The 17,153-nt window shown below is 42.7% G+C and carries 17 protein-coding genes; 7 read left to right on the forward strand and 10 right to left on the reverse strand.

What is annotated here, in order from left to right:
- The gene (locus AAA942_RS14740) at window positions 1-1,860 is read left to right on the forward strand and encodes an alpha-amylase family protein (RefSeq protein ID WP_338221049.1); all 1,860 of its coding nucleotides are present in this window, start codon (window positions 1-3) and stop codon (window positions 1,858-1,860) included.
- Between the two features lie 170 nt (window positions 1,861-2,030).
- Here AAA942_RS14740 and AAA942_RS14745 read toward each other — a convergent pair whose 3' ends face one another.
- The 5 genes from AAA942_RS14745 to AAA942_RS14765 form a co-directional block, all read right to left on the reverse strand.
- A complete protein-coding gene (locus tag AAA942_RS14745; RefSeq protein ID WP_338221050.1) occupies window positions 2,031-2,942 on the reverse strand; it encodes a 6-bladed beta-propeller in 912 nt (303 codons plus the stop codon).
- Window positions 2,943-3,179: 237 nt separating this feature from the next.
- Window positions 3,180-3,401: a hypothetical protein gene (locus AAA942_RS14750; RefSeq protein ID WP_338221051.1), complete on the reverse strand. Its 222-nt coding sequence runs from the start codon at window positions 3,399-3,401 to the stop codon at window positions 3,180-3,182.
- A gap of 393 nt (window positions 3,402-3,794) precedes the next feature.
- Window positions 3,795-4,619 (reverse strand): outer membrane beta-barrel protein, encoded by an 825-nt coding sequence (locus AAA942_RS14755; protein ID WP_338221052.1) that lies wholly within the window; start codon window positions 4,617-4,619, stop codon window positions 3,795-3,797.
- On the reverse strand, window positions 4,616-5,302 hold the full coding sequence (locus AAA942_RS14760) for a hypothetical protein (RefSeq protein WP_338221053.1): 687 nt from the start codon (window positions 5,300-5,302) through the stop codon (window positions 4,616-4,618). The genes AAA942_RS14755 and AAA942_RS14760 overlap by 4 nt, the downstream gene beginning before the upstream one ends.
- 133 nt (window positions 5,303-5,435) lie before the next feature.
- The gene (locus AAA942_RS14765; RefSeq protein ID WP_338221054.1) at window positions 5,436-5,582 is read right to left on the reverse strand and encodes a T9SS type A sorting domain-containing protein; all 147 of its coding nucleotides are present in this window, start codon (window positions 5,580-5,582) and stop codon (window positions 5,436-5,438) included.
- A gap of 507 nt (window positions 5,583-6,089) precedes the next feature.
- Between AAA942_RS14765 and AAA942_RS14770 the strand changes: the two genes are divergently transcribed.
- The 3 genes from AAA942_RS14770 to AAA942_RS14780 all read left to right on the forward strand — a co-directional run bounded on the left by AAA942_RS14770 (window position 6,090) and on the right by AAA942_RS14780 (window position 8,771).
- Entirely contained in the window at window positions 6,090-7,427 is a 1,338-nt protein-coding gene (locus AAA942_RS14770) for a T9SS type A sorting domain-containing protein (protein WP_338221055.1), read from the forward strand.
- 78 nt (window positions 7,428-7,505) lie between these two features.
- Complete coding sequence (locus AAA942_RS14775) at window positions 7,506-8,039, forward strand: hypothetical protein (RefSeq protein ID WP_338221056.1); 534 nt, start codon at window positions 7,506-7,508, stop codon at window positions 8,037-8,039.
- Between the two features lie 369 nt (window positions 8,040-8,408).
- Entirely contained in the window at window positions 8,409-8,771 is a 363-nt protein-coding gene (locus AAA942_RS14780) for a glyoxalase (RefSeq protein WP_338221057.1), read from the forward strand.
- A gap of 6 nt (window positions 8,772-8,777) precedes the next feature.
- Here AAA942_RS14780 and AAA942_RS14785 read toward each other — a convergent pair whose 3' ends face one another.
- Both AAA942_RS14785 and AAA942_RS14790 read right to left on the reverse strand, forming a co-directional pair.
- Window positions 8,778-9,788, reverse strand: coding sequence for a S41 family peptidase (locus AAA942_RS14785; RefSeq protein WP_338221058.1), 1,011 nt, complete (start codon window positions 9,786-9,788; stop codon window positions 8,778-8,780).
- Window positions 9,785-10,570 carry a hypothetical protein gene (locus tag AAA942_RS14790; RefSeq protein WP_338221059.1) on the reverse strand — a complete coding sequence of 262 codons (786 nt, stop codon included), beginning with the start codon at window positions 10,568-10,570 and terminating at the stop codon, window positions 9,785-9,787. The genes AAA942_RS14785 and AAA942_RS14790 overlap by 4 nt, the downstream gene beginning before the upstream one ends.
- Window positions 10,571-10,750: 180 nt before the next feature.
- On the opposite strand from AAA942_RS14790, the gene AAA942_RS14795 reads away from it, so the two are divergent.
- Window positions 10,751-12,250, forward strand: coding sequence for a sulfatase family protein (locus tag AAA942_RS14795; protein ID WP_338221060.1), 1,500 nt, complete (start codon window positions 10,751-10,753; stop codon window positions 12,248-12,250).
- Window positions 12,251-12,264: 14 nt separating this feature from the next.
- Here the strand turns inward: AAA942_RS14795 and AAA942_RS14800 are convergent, their stop codons facing one another.
- Both AAA942_RS14800 and AAA942_RS14805 read right to left on the reverse strand, forming a co-directional pair.
- The gene (locus AAA942_RS14800; RefSeq protein WP_338221061.1) at window positions 12,265-13,005 is read right to left on the reverse strand and encodes a hypothetical protein; all 741 of its coding nucleotides are present in this window, start codon (window positions 13,003-13,005) and stop codon (window positions 12,265-12,267) included.
- Window positions 13,006-13,220: 215 nt separating this feature from the next.
- Window positions 13,221-13,514: a hypothetical protein gene (locus tag AAA942_RS14805; RefSeq protein WP_338221062.1), complete on the reverse strand. Its 294-nt coding sequence runs from the start codon at window positions 13,512-13,514 to the stop codon at window positions 13,221-13,223.
- Between the two features lie 97 nt (window positions 13,515-13,611).
- Here AAA942_RS14805 and AAA942_RS14810 point away from each other — a divergent pair, with 97 nt between their 5' ends.
- Complete coding sequence (locus AAA942_RS14810) at window positions 13,612-14,394, forward strand: hypothetical protein (protein WP_338221063.1); 783 nt, start codon at window positions 13,612-13,614, stop codon at window positions 14,392-14,394.
- A gap of 70 nt (window positions 14,395-14,464) precedes the next feature.
- Here the strand turns inward: AAA942_RS14810 and AAA942_RS14815 are convergent, their stop codons facing one another.
- Window positions 14,465-16,108, reverse strand: coding sequence for a sulfatase family protein (locus AAA942_RS14815; protein WP_338221064.1), 1,644 nt, complete (start codon window positions 16,106-16,108; stop codon window positions 14,465-14,467).
- Window positions 16,109-16,213: 105 nt separating this feature from the next.
- On the opposite strand from AAA942_RS14815, the gene AAA942_RS14820 reads away from it, so the two are divergent.
- Window positions 16,214-17,143 (forward strand): nucleoside hydrolase, encoded by a 930-nt coding sequence (locus AAA942_RS14820; RefSeq protein ID WP_338221065.1) that lies wholly within the window; start codon window positions 16,214-16,216, stop codon window positions 17,141-17,143.
- Window positions 17,144-17,153 lie beyond the last annotated feature (10 nt).

The raw sequence follows: 17,153 nt of genomic DNA on the forward strand, positions 1-17,153 counted from the left end.
ATGAAGAAATTTTTAATCCCAGCGGTTTTGGTAGCAGCAGCCCTTTCCTGCCAAGCTCCCCAACCCCAAGAACCCGAGCCTATGAAACCCCAGAAAATAGTCGTTTATCAGGTTTTTACTCGCCTTTTTGGCAATACCAATACGAACAACAAACCTTGGGGTACCAAAGAAGAAAATGGGGTTGGGAAGTTCAATGACTTCACAGATACCGCTTTGGAAGAAATCAAAAAGCTTGGGGTGTCCCATATCTGGTACACGGGAGTCCCGCATCATGGCGTGATCGGGGATTTTCCAGAGATAGGGGTGAGTTCGGACGATCCGGATGTGATCAAAGGGCGCGCAGGTTCACCCTATGCCGTACGGGATTACTATCAGGTCAATCCTGATCTGGCGGTGGATGTGACCAAGCGGATGGAGGAGTTTGAGGCGCTGATCGCCCGAACGCACAAGCATGGAATGAAGGTGATCATCGACATTGTCCCTAATCATGTGTCACGGCATTATGAAGGAAAAAACAACCCTGCCGGAGTTCGGGACTTTGGGGCAGACGATGACAAAACAGTAGAATACTCCAAAAACAACAACTTCTACTACATTCCAGGTCAGGATTTTGTCGTGCCTGCGGCAAAAAATGGATACAAGCCTCTCGGGGGAGAAAAGCATCCGCTGGCCGATGGGAGATTTGAAGAAAAGCCAGCGAAATGGACAGGTAACGGTTCACGATTGGCTCAGCCTGATTTCTATGACTGGTACGAAACGGTAAAAATCAATTACGGAATCAAACCCGATGGCAGCAAAGATTTCGAAGAGTTACCTGCCGGCTCGGATTCTCTGGACTGGAAGGCGCATTATGACTTTTGGCAGGGGAAAGACGTGCCGGATTCCTGGAAAAAATTCAAGGACATTACCCAATTTTGGCTGGGCAAAGGCGTAGACGGATTTCGCTTCGACATGGCCGAGATGGTGCCGGTGGAGTTTTGGTCCTATCTGAATTCCCATATCAAAATGACCAATCCGGAGGCTTTCTTATTGGCGGAAGTTTACAACCCGAGTTTGTATCGGGATTACATCCACAAGGGTAAAATGGACTACCTCTACGATAAGGTGGAGCTTTACGACACGCTGAAGCATATCATGCAGGGTCACGGTTCGACGGATAATCTTGTACCGATTTTAGAAGGGCTAAAAGACATTGAGGATCATATGCTGCACTTTTTGGAAAATCATGACGAGCAGCGGATTGCCAGTCCGGAGTTTGCCGGGAATCCCTGGAAAGCCATGCCTGCTATGGTGGTTTCTGCGACGGTTTCTACTTCTCCTACCATGATCTATTTCGGGCAGGAAGTGGGCGAACCGGGAGCAGAAGATGCAGGTTTTGGTGATCCTAGCCGGACCTCCATTTTTGATTACATCGGGGTACCGCAGCATCAGAAATGGATGAACGGAGGAAAATTTGATGGAGGACAACTTTCCGAAAATGAAAAAGCGCTTCGAAACTACTACTCTGAAGTGCTCAACTTCACCAGAAACAGTTCGGCGCTGATGGGAGAGTATATGGAATTGCATTCTTTCAACCGAAAGCAAAACCCAGCATACACAGACAAAGCCTTTGCTTTTGCCCGATGGGATGAAAGCCAAAAGCTAATTGTGGTGACCAATTTCGACGAATTCCAATCGGTGAAAACAACCTTGAAACTTTCTCCAGAATTGCTGAAGGCATGGAAACTGGAAAAAGGCGAGTGGGAAATCAAGGAAGTGATGTTTGGAAAAAAGAAGACTAAACTTCTGGTGACTGACTCAGGTGCAGAGATCGAATTGGACTTTGGGCCTTGGGAGTCGGCTGTTTTTGAGATTAGATAAAAAAGCATACCACAAAGAACACGAAGAAATACTGCGGTTTTCGCAGATTTGCTCCTTGAGGACTTATCAAAGGATTTCCAATCCTAAAACTTAGACAAGATCAGATTAGAAATATAGGGATTTGACCTCGGGATAATAAAATCCAAATAATTGGTCTATACAGATAGGGATTATTCGGATTTGATTTTAAGACGATAAATAAAAAAGGATTCTGCGTATTCCGGGGAAAGTCGATGTTTGAAAGAATCTGGAATTCTGTCATAATTCTCAAGAATTTGTTCACCGGAAATTCCGAAAAACAGTTCTCCTCCTTTCGAAAATTGAGGGAAATATAGAATCATGTTTGAGATGGAATTATCAACTATTCCCGGATAAACAGTCAACTCTTTAGACTCTATATTCATCAAACCGATTTTTCTGTTTCCCTTTTCATTGATTTGAAAAAGAACTCGATCATGGTCCATACCATAAACTTCTCCGGGTAAGTAATGGTATTTTTTCTCATTAAAAAATGCCAACATATCTAAAGGATGCTGGATTTGGGTGAGTCGATCTGAAACGGCATTTACCCCAAAATTCACATGAAACAGTGGCAGAAACCCCTCCTGATCCCAAACATAAACCGTATCATTGAAGGCTTGGGAAAACAGAACCTTACCATTCCATTCAGAAAAAGGTGAATAGGATTTATAAACAAAATTGTATTCATCCTTTCGAATTGGAAGTTCTTTTTTTACTTCTCCATTTTGTTGGATTAAAATGTCAAAATCCTCCTGATCGTCAATTCGATTAGTAAATGAGATCATTCGATTTTCATCCATTATAAAATGAAAATTGGCCATAAAAGGAAGCTTTTCCGACTCCATTTCTTCCAAATTCTCGTCAAACCAGACAACCAAATTCCCTCTGGAAACGATTCCTACCCTATTTTCCTTTAATACAACTTGAGTAATCGCATCTGCATTCAGCTTATCGTCATACCCAAAATCAATACTTTTCCGGACTTTTCCATCCAAACTGACTTGATGTAATGAAGTGACTATTCCCTCTTCAAACAAATAATAATACCGATCGGATTTCAAAATAGTTGGAGTACCCGAAATGGGATATTTGGTCTGGATCTCAAGGATTTCTAAACTTTCACCTATTTCAGATACGCACAGTGGTTTTTGAACACTAATTGGTTCAAATGAAAATTGATTAATATCTTGTTTACAAGAAATGAAAGACAGTAAAAAGATAGATAAAGACTTTCGCAGCATAATTCTTAGTTGAAAAAGTACCTTGAAAGGTTTACTATCAAGGTACTTGCTTTAAAATTAATCTAGCCCTGCACCTGGCTCATCACAATGTCCCTGCCAATTGGCAAAGCATTCATCACCTCCGACCAAACGACATCGGATAACCATTTCAACTTCAGCTCCTGTTCCGCAGTGTTGCCAAACAATTTTGTAGGGATTACCAGCCCAGGCGTTTGAAGTTGGAGTTAAGGTTGCGGAAAGAAAAAACAATCCCATCAACCCAAAAAACATTTTTTTCATTATAAAATTAATTTATGTAAAACAAGCTGAAAACTTCAGCGACTGACTGACCAGTCAGTTGAGTCAAACATATTATTATTATTATTATGCAAATATTTCAACGATTTATTTTAAAAAAGCATTTTTCAATTGATCAAGCTTAATTTTTTGATGATTTTTTTAAACCTTTCTCGTCCCCATCTGGGTGGCTAGATACAACCATAACATGAAAACTGAATTATCTGGCAGTTTTCCGAAAAGGGAAGTTAACCCGGAATCGGGGAGAAGATTGACTTGAATGTGTTGGTTGGAGGAAAAAGAAGATTGGAGGAGTCGATCATTCTTTAGTTTCCCAATATCCGATACAACTCCAGATTCAGGTAATAATCCCCTCCGCTGATTCTTCACTTTTCACTAACCCCCAAACCGATAAGAAATCCCAAATTGAACCGCAAGATTTCTGTATCGAATTTCATCCTGAATTTTATATCCAATAGATGCTGCCAGCAAACTGGTCCAATAGTCATAAGGATGGTCAGAACGAAGATAGGTGGCTGAAAGGTTTATATTGAGCTTTTTAGACAGCGAGTAGGCTACTTTGGTTTCGAGTCCATAAGCAAATTCCCGTAAGCTAGTCGGCACTGGTCCATCTACAGGAAATGGCCTGAGTGGAATGGCTGTGGTCTCTGAAATCTGATAGGTCCAGGAATAAAAAGGAAACTCCATGTTATTTATCCCTGCCAAGCCAGTAAATCGAACCTCCAGGCGATGAATAGGCAAACGATACCCTATTCCCAAATAAAAAAGATTAGCGCGATAAGGGTCGCTTTCCAATCTTCCCGGAACTTCAAATGGTAATCCGTTTAGATCAATTTCAGATTTAAAATTGGCATCGTAAAAAGTCTGTTGGGGATGGGTATCTATGGAATTTTGGGTATTAAGATAATTTAGGCTTATAAAAACCGAAGAAGTGAGATGATAAGTTAGATTTAGTCCCAGACTGTAGCCCAGTTGTGCTTGGCCTCCTTCATTTTTGAGAAATCCCTGAAATCTCTCCGGACTAGAGTCCGGTGGGACAGGTTCTAAAGATGGAGCGACAGAAATTTCCTTAAAATGACCAACCGGTACAGCCCATCCACCGGAAAAACCAAATTCGATTTTTTCGAAAAACTTTTCTTGACCGAAGGAACCAATATGGTTGATGAAAACAAGGAGTATTGAAAAGAATAATTTTTTCATTCTGCTAACTTAAAGGCCACTCCCACTGATGTGGTAATAACTCTAAAATTGATCTGATCATCAATTTCATAAACTCGCGACCCCACGAGGGGTACGGTCCAGTACTCATGACTGTGGTTTGATGCTAAGTATTTAAATTTAAGGCTCACGCCGATTCTATCCGATAGAGATTTTTCTAGTCCAAGACCCATTCCGTAGAGAATTGCGGGTAACTTATCTGGGACGGGACGTTCTGCAATAGGAGCTGGGCGCAAGATTGTAGTTGGTCCAGGAGAATCAAAAGTCCAGGTATAAAATGGGAATCTTAATTGATTTACTCCTAAATATCCCTCTCCAAAGAAGGCCCAAGTGCCTATGGCCTTGCGATAGCCAAATCCGGAATACCAGCCATTAGCTTGATAATGATCTGATTCGAGTGAACCGAAAATTTGATACTCATTCCCAAAGAAGTCTGTCCTGTTCTGCAAATTAGCTGCAAAATAGTCTTCCTGGGGACTGACATCTATTGGGTTGGTAAATCTTGAATAGTTTAAAGAAAAATAAAAGGAAGGAGAAAGGGCGTATGCCAAAGTGACTCCTAAATTACTTCCGAGTTGTGCCTGTCCTCCTTCTTGCTTCACAAATCCTCTAAACTCCCGATATTGATTTTCAGGATTGAAGTTTTGATCTAAAGAGGGCTCCACGACTGATTTGGAAAATGATCCAATTGGAATGCTTGCGCCTAGTTGAATTCCCAGTTCAAGCTTATTTAGAAATTTCTGTTGAGAAAAACAGGAAATACTCATAAAACAACAAAGTCCCAGAAGCAAAGAAATTTTATTCATTTTTTATTAATCTAGATTCCAAAACCACATCCTCACCTATTTTTACTCTGACAAGGTAATCTCCCTTTGGAAGATCCTGGATATCCACTTTTTCATCAGCGGAAATCTTAAATTCAAGAATCAGTTCTTCAAGTCCCAATAGTTATCGTGGATGTAATCTCGAGGCTCAATCCAGAGATTTTAATCTCAGAATTATAACTTTCTCAAAGATGGATCAGAAGATCTTAATCTTTAGTGAAAATTTCTTTCTCGCTCACCCAAATTCTATCAATTTGATATGTCCTTTCCTTTGATTTTCTGTAAAAGTCAAATAATGGACTGCTCCCTCATATCGAATTTTAAATTCAATGCCTGTAGTTCAATCATTAGGAATTAGAATTAACTTATTCGGATTTAAAATCCAATGATCCCCGTTCAGAAGTGTGAATCCTGAACAGCTAGTTAGTACACATCAAATCCAATTTTCATTTAGACCTTTCTTCAATTATGCCTTTTATTGCCTTGACTTTCAGTTTGGAGAGGTTTATCCAAAGGGGATAAAAAACAAAAAATAAAATTAGTTTTTTTTACTAAAGAATTGGTTTTTGTTGAAATATGCTTTAAATTCCTTTTGGTCTTATCCGATAAAAGTCCCATTCTACTATGAATGCAATTACCCCTCTCCCCACACACACAAACACATAATTTCCTAACGCGAAAAGTATCATTTCTGGTCACCTACTGGAATCGATCAAAAACCCTTTTTGTCTTCCTTTTTCTATGCGCAGGCTTTTTTTCTCAAACGGCGCAGGCGGTAAATGTAGTTATCGAGGGATCATCCACTTTTGTTTGCCCAAATAAATCCGTGACGTACACTGCGAGGACATTCGAAGAGACGTTTGGGATTGAAGTTTATACTTGCAGCATACACAGGGAAGTACTTAATGGCAGCACACTCGTAGGTCAGGGATCTGGTGTAAATTTCACATATACTTTTCCTGATATTGGGCTTTATCAAATCAAGGTTGTGGCTAATTTTTGTGCTCCATTTGGAGGAGGAGAAAAAACTGTTTCGACAACTTCACGAGTCCCAATTCCTAGCCCAATCTCAGGCCCCGCGATGTGCACTTCAGGCCAAACATACTCCTATACGACTAGTCCCACTTTAGCCAGCATTTTCCCTCCGCCTTCTTTAGGAGGAAACTGTTATTACCACTATCCCTACCGATGGGAAGCACCATCTGGCTGGTCTATTAATGGTGGTGGTAATATAGTTGAGGACAATGAAACGGTTAATATAGTCGATCCTGCTGGAACTCCTTCGGGAAGTTACATTATTTCTGTTCAAGGCATGATCGAAAAACCAGGCCCAGGTAATTTCTGGTATAGTCAAAAAAGAAATTTTTCGGTTCAGATAGGGCCATTCAATCAAACACAGGTCTCAGTAGCTGGCCCAGGAATGGTTTGTAACGGCAATTCATATACCTACACCGCCAATGTTCCTACCGGACACCAAAATGGATACTCATATAACTGGACTTACCCATCTGGATGGACAGTTCAGAGTACTTCGAACAATACCATAACATTCTTCCTTCCCTCCACAAATAATACCTTTGGTCCCGTCCGAGTATCTGTTAACAATGGATGTGGTGCCACTCATTTGACAGGCATTACCGTCATACCTTGCGGCTACATGTATTCTTCGGGAGATTTTAACATTTATCCCAATCCTTCACATGGAGAATTATTTGTAGAGTATGGCGGTTATGAAATCAAGTCAGAGGTGCCGCTACAGGGGCAATCCCAGCTTCAAATAAACAAACCAAGCGTCTTAGCCTTTAAAGTGCATGTTTTCGACCGAAGTGAAAAACTGGTAATCAGTGGCGAGTCCAAGGATAATAAGATACAGTTAGATACAAGAGATTTACAACCTGGAAATTACTTCCTACATATTTATGCAGGTGACCATGTGTTCAGAGAGCAAATTATTATTGAAAATTGATCAAGACATCTATTACAAGTTTCACACCTCAAACAAAATTGATAAAACATGAAGCCTCAACATAAACATTCGTTCTTTTTGCTTTTGGGTTTTACCCTCTGGCTATCCTTTGATGGACTGGCCCAATCCACAGCAGAGCCTTTTACTGCCAAAAAAGCCGTTTACTTGGAACTAGGAGGTACCTCTGGGGTTTATGCGTTTAACTATAGCACCATTTTTCACCAAAAAGGAAAACTTAAATTGAATGCCAGTGCTGGATTTTCAATGCTGATTAGAGAAACATCAAATTCAAGGACTTTTTGGCTACCTGCAATTCCTTTAGAACTGACGGCCTTCTATGGAAAATCAAAACATCATTTGGAAATAGGGTTTGGAGTTTTACCCTATTTAGATGCAGGTTCTTTTCTTGATTCTGAAACACTAGAATTTAAGGATAAAGTTGTATTTGGCACTGCTATACCCCTAAGATTCGGCTATAGATACCAAAAACCCGAAGGTGGATTCTTTTTTAGGGTTGGCTATACCCCTTTTTTTAGTTCACCTATTGGAAATAGGGAAGAATGGACATTTATGCCTATTTTTGGGGGGATAAGCTTTGGCAAAAGTTTTTGATAATGCACCGTTTTTTAGTCTTTACCTGCTCTTGACTGGCATTATCTCTAGTGACGAAAAGATCAATGATTGTATCTACTTTTCTAACTTCGGTATTTTAAATTTCAAAGAGCTCTTCTATTGATAAACTTGACTTAAACACCAAACCCTAAACCCGGACAGACCTTAACTTTTTGAAATTTTAATGTCAATGCTATTTTTTGAGCTTAATGCTGAGGTCAGATGCTGATTTCATCTTAAAATGATTGAATTCTAAGGTTAGGTCAGGATTGCAATCATAAGTAGGAACGAAAAAAATCACGTCTCCCCATTTTGTGAAACCTTTGGAATCCATCTGATGGCAAATTAAATTCATAGAAATTCCAAACCATGAAACTTGAAGGTAAATCCATCAGAACTTTTATCGGCTCAAAAGATTTTGAGCTTTCTAGAAAATTTTATGTTGAATTGGGATTCAAGGAGATCATTCTTTCCGAAAAGATGTCCTATTTCTATGCAAACCAACTCGGGTTCTATCTTCAGGACTACTTCCTCAAGGATTGGGTGGAAAATTCTATGGTTTTTTTGGAGGTAAAAGATTTGGAAGCAACCCTGAAAGAAATCGAAAACCTTAATCTCCCAAATAAATATGCAGGAGTAAAACTTTCCAAAATCCATGAAAATGAGTGGGGAGATGAATTTTTTCTCCATGATCCAGCTGGAATTTTATGGCATTTTGGAAGATTCAATTAAAGCTACCTATTGCCCCGTCTTCACATACTCAATCGCCCGCTCCAAGATCGGATCTCGCTCTGCCGCAATGTCCTCAGGAGTCATTTCTACGCGGATGTCAACAGGGACTCCTCCTTCGAAGTTAAGCCCGTCTACCGTGTAGCCAATCGTACTGCTGTAATTGAAATACCAACCATTCGGGAGATCGTAGCCTGCCGGCACGCCGCAGCCACCCCCGGTATCATCTCCCATCAGCACCACCTCAGGCAAGGCTTTGGTGTAGGCGGCAAAATAACTTCCCGCGCTGTAAACCGTCCGATTGGTCAGCACCACGATTCGTCCAGAAAATTTGGGATTTTCTGTGTCAGGATCTAAAAAAACTTCCTTTTCCTCCGAAAAATCATCCGGTCCGGGACCGGTTTTCAACTGATAGGAGTACAACTTGGTCCGCTCTGAAATGATCCGGGAGATGATTTTCAGCCCGTTTGCCGGATCCCCGCCTTCGTTGTTTCGGATGTCGATAATCACCCCCGGTAGGCCTTTAAAGCGATCCACGACAAAATCCAGTTCCGAATCCAAAATAGGCGTTGCAAAGCTCCGGTAATGGATGTAGCCTACTCCATCGATTTCCTGATTCAACAGATAGCCGGTGATTCGGTAGTCTTCCAGATAGTTCTGCTCCAGCACATCAAAACTATAATTGGCCGGTTCGCCTAGATAGGGGAGGTATCGACTGATGTCAAAGGGCGTTCGCAGATTGACATGGCCGTCTCGAAGCGTGTTGAGCATGGCAGCAAATACGTCGTAGAGCTCGGTGTCATTTTGAGCTTGCAGTGCCAGCGGTCGATACACCGTCCGGATGCTGTCCCAGTCGATATTTTTAAACTCAAAAAGCGAATACCGCTCATTCATCACTTCCCAGAGCACATCAAAATTCTCCGCATTCGTATTGTCTGGTTGGGGATCCAACAGCAGCTGCTCACAAGACCCGCAAAGGAGGAGAATGGATAGCGTCAAAATTCCAGTTAGCTTTTTCATTTGGTGCGCATTAGAAAGTTGATACCAAAAGTATGAGCGGCGGTCTGCACCGGATTGGGATCCTGAAAGGAATAGTACTCCCAATTGTAAATCACCTGGATTTTATTTCCCCCGGCGATGGGAAACTCGACAAAATTATCAAATTGAATTCTGGGAAAATTTCCCAGCCAACTCACGCTGGTATTTTCAAAAAGTTGACTTTCGAAACTCCTCTCCTGATCCAAAAAGTCCGGGACACCGGCGTAAATGGGCCTTGCGATATACCCAATAATCGGAAGCTTAAGTCCGATATTTCCTTTCATTGCTTTCCCAAAAAGCTCAAAACTCCGGCGGTAACGAACCTCAGCCTGAAGATTCCCGCTGAAATCATAGTTTATTGCGCTATTGTCCCAGCGGGGAGAGTAGCGCACATGGATCAGATGAGAGAGTGATGGCCCAAACCACCACTCTCCTTTTTCCTTGGCACGCCAAAGAAAAAGACTGGAATAGGTGATTTCATTCCAATAAGAGCTAATCTGAGGTTGCTGATATCGACTCAAATTTTTCCCTAATTCAAACTCCTTGGTTTTCAATGAGCCAATACTTCCTTCAAACTGGAAGTTGCTGATTTTCTTGGGTTTTTGCCGCTCGTGGTTTAGCATGAAGTAAATGGGTGCTCCACTGTAGCGACTTCGGGTGATGAGTTGGTCTTGGACGATTTGGTATCGTAAACCAATTGCCAAGCCCCAATAGCCTTCTTTTTCTTGGGCTTTGAGGGATTGGAAACCCAAAAGCAAAACCAAGACGATTATGATTTTTTTGAAAACAGTACGGTTTGATCAAAAGTAAAAGTTAACTTAAGTAGTAGATGCACTATTTAGCCCAATGGTTGCATCGAGTTTAATTTTTTTCTCCACATGCAATCAAGAGATACCTTTGGAATCAACCCGATAGCAAACTAAATTCAGGAAAATGCCTAGCCTATGAAAAGCCTACTACTTGCATCATCTCTTTTTTTCTGCTCCTTATTTGCGACAAAAGCCCAAAGCAAACAACCCAACATCCTCTTCCTGATTGCCGATGACTGGTCCTTTCCCCATGCCGGAGTTTATGGAGACAAAGTGGTCAGAACCCCTACTTTTGACCGATTGGCTGCTGAGGGAGCACTTTTTACAAATGCCTACACGGCCTCGCCTTCCTGTTCCCCTTCCCGGGCTTCTATTCTTCTGGGCCGCTATCCTCATCAAAATGGAGACGGGGGAAACCTCTGGTCGGAATTCCCCAATGCGCATCCTACCTATGTGCAGATTTTGGAGAAAGCCGGCTACTTCATCGGCGCTACCCGCAAAGGCTGGGGACCGGGAGAGTTTAAAGTGACAGGTTTTGAGCACAATCCTGCCGGGAAAGGCTTTGCAGATTTTGCCACTTTTTTAAAGGAAAGAGAGCCCAGAACCCCATTTACTTTCTGGTTTGGTAGCTCGGATCCACACCGGGAGTATGTGCCCAATACCGGGATTCAGGCTGGAATGAAATTGGAAAACGTGGTTGTGCCTGGCTTTTTCCCTGATAATGATTGTGTCAGAAACGATATTCTTGATTACTACTTCGAGATTGAGCGTTTTGACCGGGAATGTGGGCAACTCATCGCCATGCTGGAGGAAATGGGCGAACTTGACAATACCATAATCGTGATGACGAGTGATAATGGGATGCCTTTCCCAAGGGCCAAAGCCAATCTCTACGATTACGGCACGCGAATGCCATTAGCAATCCGTTGGCCTAAAAAAGTCAAGGCCGGAACAGTAATTCATGATTTTGTGAATTTCGTGGACTTTGCGCCAAGCTTTGTGGAGGCGGCGGGGCTATCGCAAAATTCCATGTCCGGGGAATCCCTTTGGCCGCTTTTGGCAGGAGAAAAGCAGGATCGAAACCAAGTTTTCCTCGAACGAGAGCGCCATGCGAATGTACGGAAAGGTGATCTGAGCTATCCCATGCGGGCAGTCAGAAATCAGGAGTATCTCTACATCTGGAATCCCATGCCAGAACGCAATCCTGCCGGAGACCCCTCAGTGCATCAGTCGGTTGGCCAATATGGAGATGTGGATCACTCCATCACCAAGTTCTTGATTATGGCGATGGGGGGAAAAGCCGAAGCTGGACAACCGGATCTGTTCCATCTCAGCTTTGACCTGCGGCCTGAAGAAGAACTCTACGATGTGAAAAAGGATCCCTATCAGCTGCATAACCTGGCTGCTGACCCGGCTTTTGCCGAAGTAAAAACTGCGCTCCGCCAGCAACTTATAGCTTGGATGGAAGAGACGAATGATCCCCGATTTGAGAACCCAAAATCCACCTTTTGGGATCAGGTACGCTACACGCCGGACTATCAGATGAAAGATATTGACTGGCAAAAGCAAATCGAGGAATATCGGATTCGCCCGCCTTTTGGTTCGGTGAGGGAGATTCCTTGCCTTCAGGAATAATAGACACCTTTTTCCTAAATCTTACTCCACCAAAATGCTTCTCCATTGAGTGAGAGCTGACTTTGATTTAACCGCTCTAGGATAAACCGTTTGTTTGGAATATCCCATAAAGTCAAATCCAATGAATTGCCTTGGTGAGCCCAAGTACCTCTGCTCTCTCTTTGATCCATTCCTCCACTTAAGGCCGGGATAGAAACCACCTTCAAATACCGGTAAAAACACGAAGAGTCACCATACAAATAAATGGATTCTTCGATACTGTAGGACCCACCTCCAGAATAAAAGCCCGAATCATAAGACTCCACCCGCTCCAACTTGGAATTTCCAAAATTATATCGGGTAGGTCTGGGTATGGAGATTTGAGGAACTACAACTGGTGCTGAAAAATAAAACTGCTTTAAAAGGGCCAAAAAATCACCAAAATAAGATTTTTCCTTTCCGATGCCTTCATTGGAATACTGGAGCGTCCCAGTCAAATAAATATTGCCTTCAGAATAGGGATGGATCACTAACCCAACGTAAAATCGGAGATTCCCTGCGGGAATTGTCATGGGTACCTCAGACTTGCCTAGTTCAGCACAATAGGAAAGAGGTACACCGGAGCATTTCCAGACTTTACCCACCAAATTAAGATTTGAGCCCTTTCCTTTTTCTTTGAGAAACAGGGAAGGATTGGATTGAAATCGACCTAGATCATAGTTCGGGGAAATGTAGCCCACTACTTTCAAGCTCCACTTCTCTTTTATGAAATCCATTTGTAATGACCCATTCTCTGATTTAGAAAACCTCCAAGCCTTATTTGATGGGTTTAATGTGATGGTTGGGGTCAAAGTGAACATAGGCGAGATTTTTTTAAAAATGATTCTTTCCTAAATATCGGATAAAAAAATCTGATTAATTCATGGTTCAAATATCTCCAAACTACTGATTACCAGCTATTCAAAATAAAATATTCAGACTTTCTTTAATTCTATTCCATCATCCTTGCTATTTGACTTGGCTCATACCCAATCCGATGGGTATTCACATACAGGGAATCTCCTGTAGTGGCCTCAAAAGGCCCGGTGTAAACCTTCCATGCCTCCCCACTGGACTTTCTCCAGCCAATCAGGGCTGAGGGTGTAGGACATGAAAGAGTGACTTTCCCATCGGAGAAACTTACCTCAGCTTCCGCAGTGATTGGTGGATTTTCCACTCCATTCCACCAACTTCGGACCATTTCCATTTCATGAGCGCTTCTCTGCCATCGTATTACGTGATTCAATCTTCTTGGGCGTAGCTTACTTAAAGTATTTTTACTTTTCAAATGTCAATTAATGTGTTTGACATTTTTTTTATATTTTTCCCTAAATATTCTTTAAATGAAAAATCTTTTTCTTCTGGTTTTATTCTTTGGCTTTATGCTTCAATCTTCCTTTTCCCAGGAAAATCCACCTCAAAGATTTTCATTATCTGTAAGTGCAGGTCCTTCCTTTCCAGTGGGTGTATTCGGAGGAAATAATATGGAAGAGGCTGCGATTTATTTTCCAGATTCCAGCATACCCAATCTTGCAAGTATTTCAAAGGATAGCAATGGATTTGCAAAAGTAGGCTATTCTATTCACGGAACTCTTAATTATCATTTCGGCAGTCACTTTTATGTATTTCTGAGATCAGGTGTTACAAACAATCCGATCTCGGTTACCGAAATGGAAGATTTCGTCAATGATCTTTACGGATTGGATTTTCGCTTTTCTCATGAAAATAACAACATGCTATCAATCACTCCCGGACTGGGATATTTTTTGAAAAAAGGAAGTTGGGAATATCGAACGGGAATATTTCTAGGCTATGGACAGATCAACTACCCATATTACGAGATGGTAAGGGCAGTTGGTAACGAAACTCTTACATGGGCACATGCCGGCCCTAGACCCAATTCATCCTCTCTCACAGCGGGAGGAAATCTGCAAGTATCCAGGGCTATTGGAAAATTTCAATTAGGCTTGGAAGCCAGTTATCAACGGGCTGATTTTGACTACTCTATATTTCCCCGTACAAGTCCAGGAGGTAGTCAATCAGTAACCTACGAGGATACAATTAAGGTCCGAACCTTGAATTTTGGACTTTTCTTATTGTATCCTCTGCTTGGACATGAAAAATAAACCATGTGAATATATTTCACAGAAAACCGAATTAATTATTTCTCATTAGTTCAAGATTTGCTTAATTTTTTCAATCCCTATTATTCAATTTTATAGAAACCTCCACCGCCTCATACCCGATCCGATGCGTATTCACATACAGGGAATCTCCTGCTGTCGCCTCAAAAGGCCCATTATAAATCTTCCAAGCATCCCCACTGGACTTTCTCCAGCCGATCAAAGCTGAAGGTGTAGGGCAAGTAAGGGTGACCTTCCCTTCGGAGAAACTTACCTCAGCTTCCGCAGTGATTGGTGGATTTTCCGCTCCATTCCACCAACTTCGGACCATTTCCATTTCATTCATCGCCCCCATATCCCCATACTTGGCGATCCAATCCTCATGAGCCTTCCTCATTTCGGCTAGCTTTTCAGCGTAGTCCGGATTGCCTGCCAGATTGGTAAACTCCCAAGGATCGCTTTGGGTATCGTACAGCTCTTCCTCAGGCTTGCTTTGGGCAAACCAGCGGGCTTGATTTTCATTGAGTTCTCCTTGCTTATTCAGTTCCAGTAGGTGTCCCATCAAGGGGTTTTGAAGCCGAAAGCGGATATTTTGGTAATTAGCCTTCTCAGGCATGTAATTTCGGATGTATTTGAAGCGGCCATCTGATACTGCCCTCACTCGGTCATACTCGCTATCCATTCGATCCCGGCCAGCATAGATGTATTTTCGAGGTTCTGCTTTTTGCTTTCCTAAAAAAGCCTGCCCTTGCATGGATTCAGGAATAGGTACTCCTGCGAGAGAAAGCAGAGTTGGTCCAAAATCCACAAAGCTGACCAATTCATCTGTTTTTGTTCCTCCTTCCAGCCAAGGTGCTTTGACCAAAAGCGGCACTTTCAAACCCCGATCGTATAACTCCCGCTTGAAATAAGGCATCCCATCCCCGTGATCAGAATAGAAGAAAATAATGGTATTCTCGTACAAGCCATCTTCTTTCAGTTGCGCAATCACCTCTCCGACTTGGGCATCCATCCGCATCACGTTGGTGATGAAGCGAGCAAGAGTTCTTCGGGTCAGGTAATCATCCGGATAGACTGGTGGCACGGTCACGTCCTTTGGATCCACCAGCAAGCTGTCCTGACCTTCTCTAGCCCAAACTTGGGATTCATGGGTGGTGGTAAAGTTGAAAATGGAGAAAAATGGCTGGTTTTTATCGGGCCGATTGCGGTAGTGGGCATTTCGGCTGCTTTCATCCCACATCATCACCGGACTGCGGAATTGATAGTCTTCTTTGACATTATTGCTCACGTAGTAGCCGGCCATTCGAAGATGAACCGGATAGGGCCACATTCCTTCAGGCAATACGGTGGAATACCCCTTAAATCCTTCCGGATAAGCATCCCCTGCTGCTGCCGATGGAGCCAAAGTCCGCATATGATGGGCACCAATGGAAGTTTGATAGGCCCCTGTAATCAAAGCTGCCCTACTGGGAGCACAGACTCCAGCCGTGGAAAAGGCATTTTGGTATTGCAGAGATTCCGCGGCCAAAGCATTCAAGTTGGGAGTCTTCCCTCCTGTGCCTCCATAGCTCTCCAGATGTTCGGGAGACATATCCTCCACAACGATCCAAACGATATTGGGACGCTCGGGATAGGTGATTTGGGGAGCTTCTGATGTTTTTTCCTGGCAGGAGAAAAGAAGTGAAGTAATCAGGCTGAGGAAGAAAAGCTTTTGCATGACAGAAGTATTTATCTCCTCAAGATAAGCTTTTCCGGAAAAGTAGCTAGCCTGTACCTCGTCGGAATAAAAATTGGTATTTTGAGTGAAATTCCTTCTCAATTCATGAAAACCAAGCTATATCTTATTATTACCCTTTTTCTTCTGTTGAGTAACTCCATCTTTTCCCAGCAAAAAGTCTGGCTAGACTCCGACACAGGCAATGAAATGGACGATCTCTATGCAATTGCCTATTTGGTCAAAGTGCCGGGAATCGATCTGATCGGCTTGAGTTCGGCTCACTTCAATAATGCCGATCTGAAGGTCTTTGAAAAGTGGAATGCCTACGAAACCGCCACACTCAAGCCCGTCGAAGAAAGTCAGCGACTCAATGAGGAAATCCTCACAGCCATGGGACGAATGGACATCCCGCATCCCTTGGGTGCGGATCGGCAGATCGGAAGGGCATGGGGACAGCAGGACCCAAGAGATTCTCCGGCTGCCCAGGCCATTATCGCCGAAGCCCGGAAGATGAAAGGAGAAGAAAAACTCCATGTCCTGACACTTGGGGCCATGACCAATGTGGCCACGGCTTTGATTTTGGCACCCGATATCAAAGATAAAATCCGACTTTTCTCCTTGGGTTCTTGGTATACCCCTGAATCACGGGCTTGGAACAAAAGTGAATTCAATATCCGCTGTGACTTAAATGCCTTCGACTACTTGCTAAATCTGGAGGAATTGGATTTTACCATCATGACTACCACCACCTCTTTTGCCTTGAAGTTTGATCGGGATGAGACCTATGCGAGACTGGATGAAAACGTGGAGATCGAAAAGATTTTGGCTGATCGCTGGCGCATTCATAATCCACAAGACAAAACCCGGGTGATGTGGGATTTGGCATTGGTGATGGCTTACATTCATCCCGAATGGGCGACGGTTTCATCGGTGATGACTCCTCCGGAGAATACTCCTCGAGTAGTTCAAGTCTATACCGAGATCGATGCAGATAGCATGCGCGAGGAGTTTTGGAGACTCCTCAAATCCCATTGAATCTAACTAT

The sequence above is a fragment of the Algoriphagus sp. oki45 genome (assembly GCF_036245605.1).
In the GTDB taxonomy this organism is placed as follows: domain Bacteria; phylum Bacteroidota; class Bacteroidia; order Cytophagales; family Cyclobacteriaceae; genus Algoriphagus.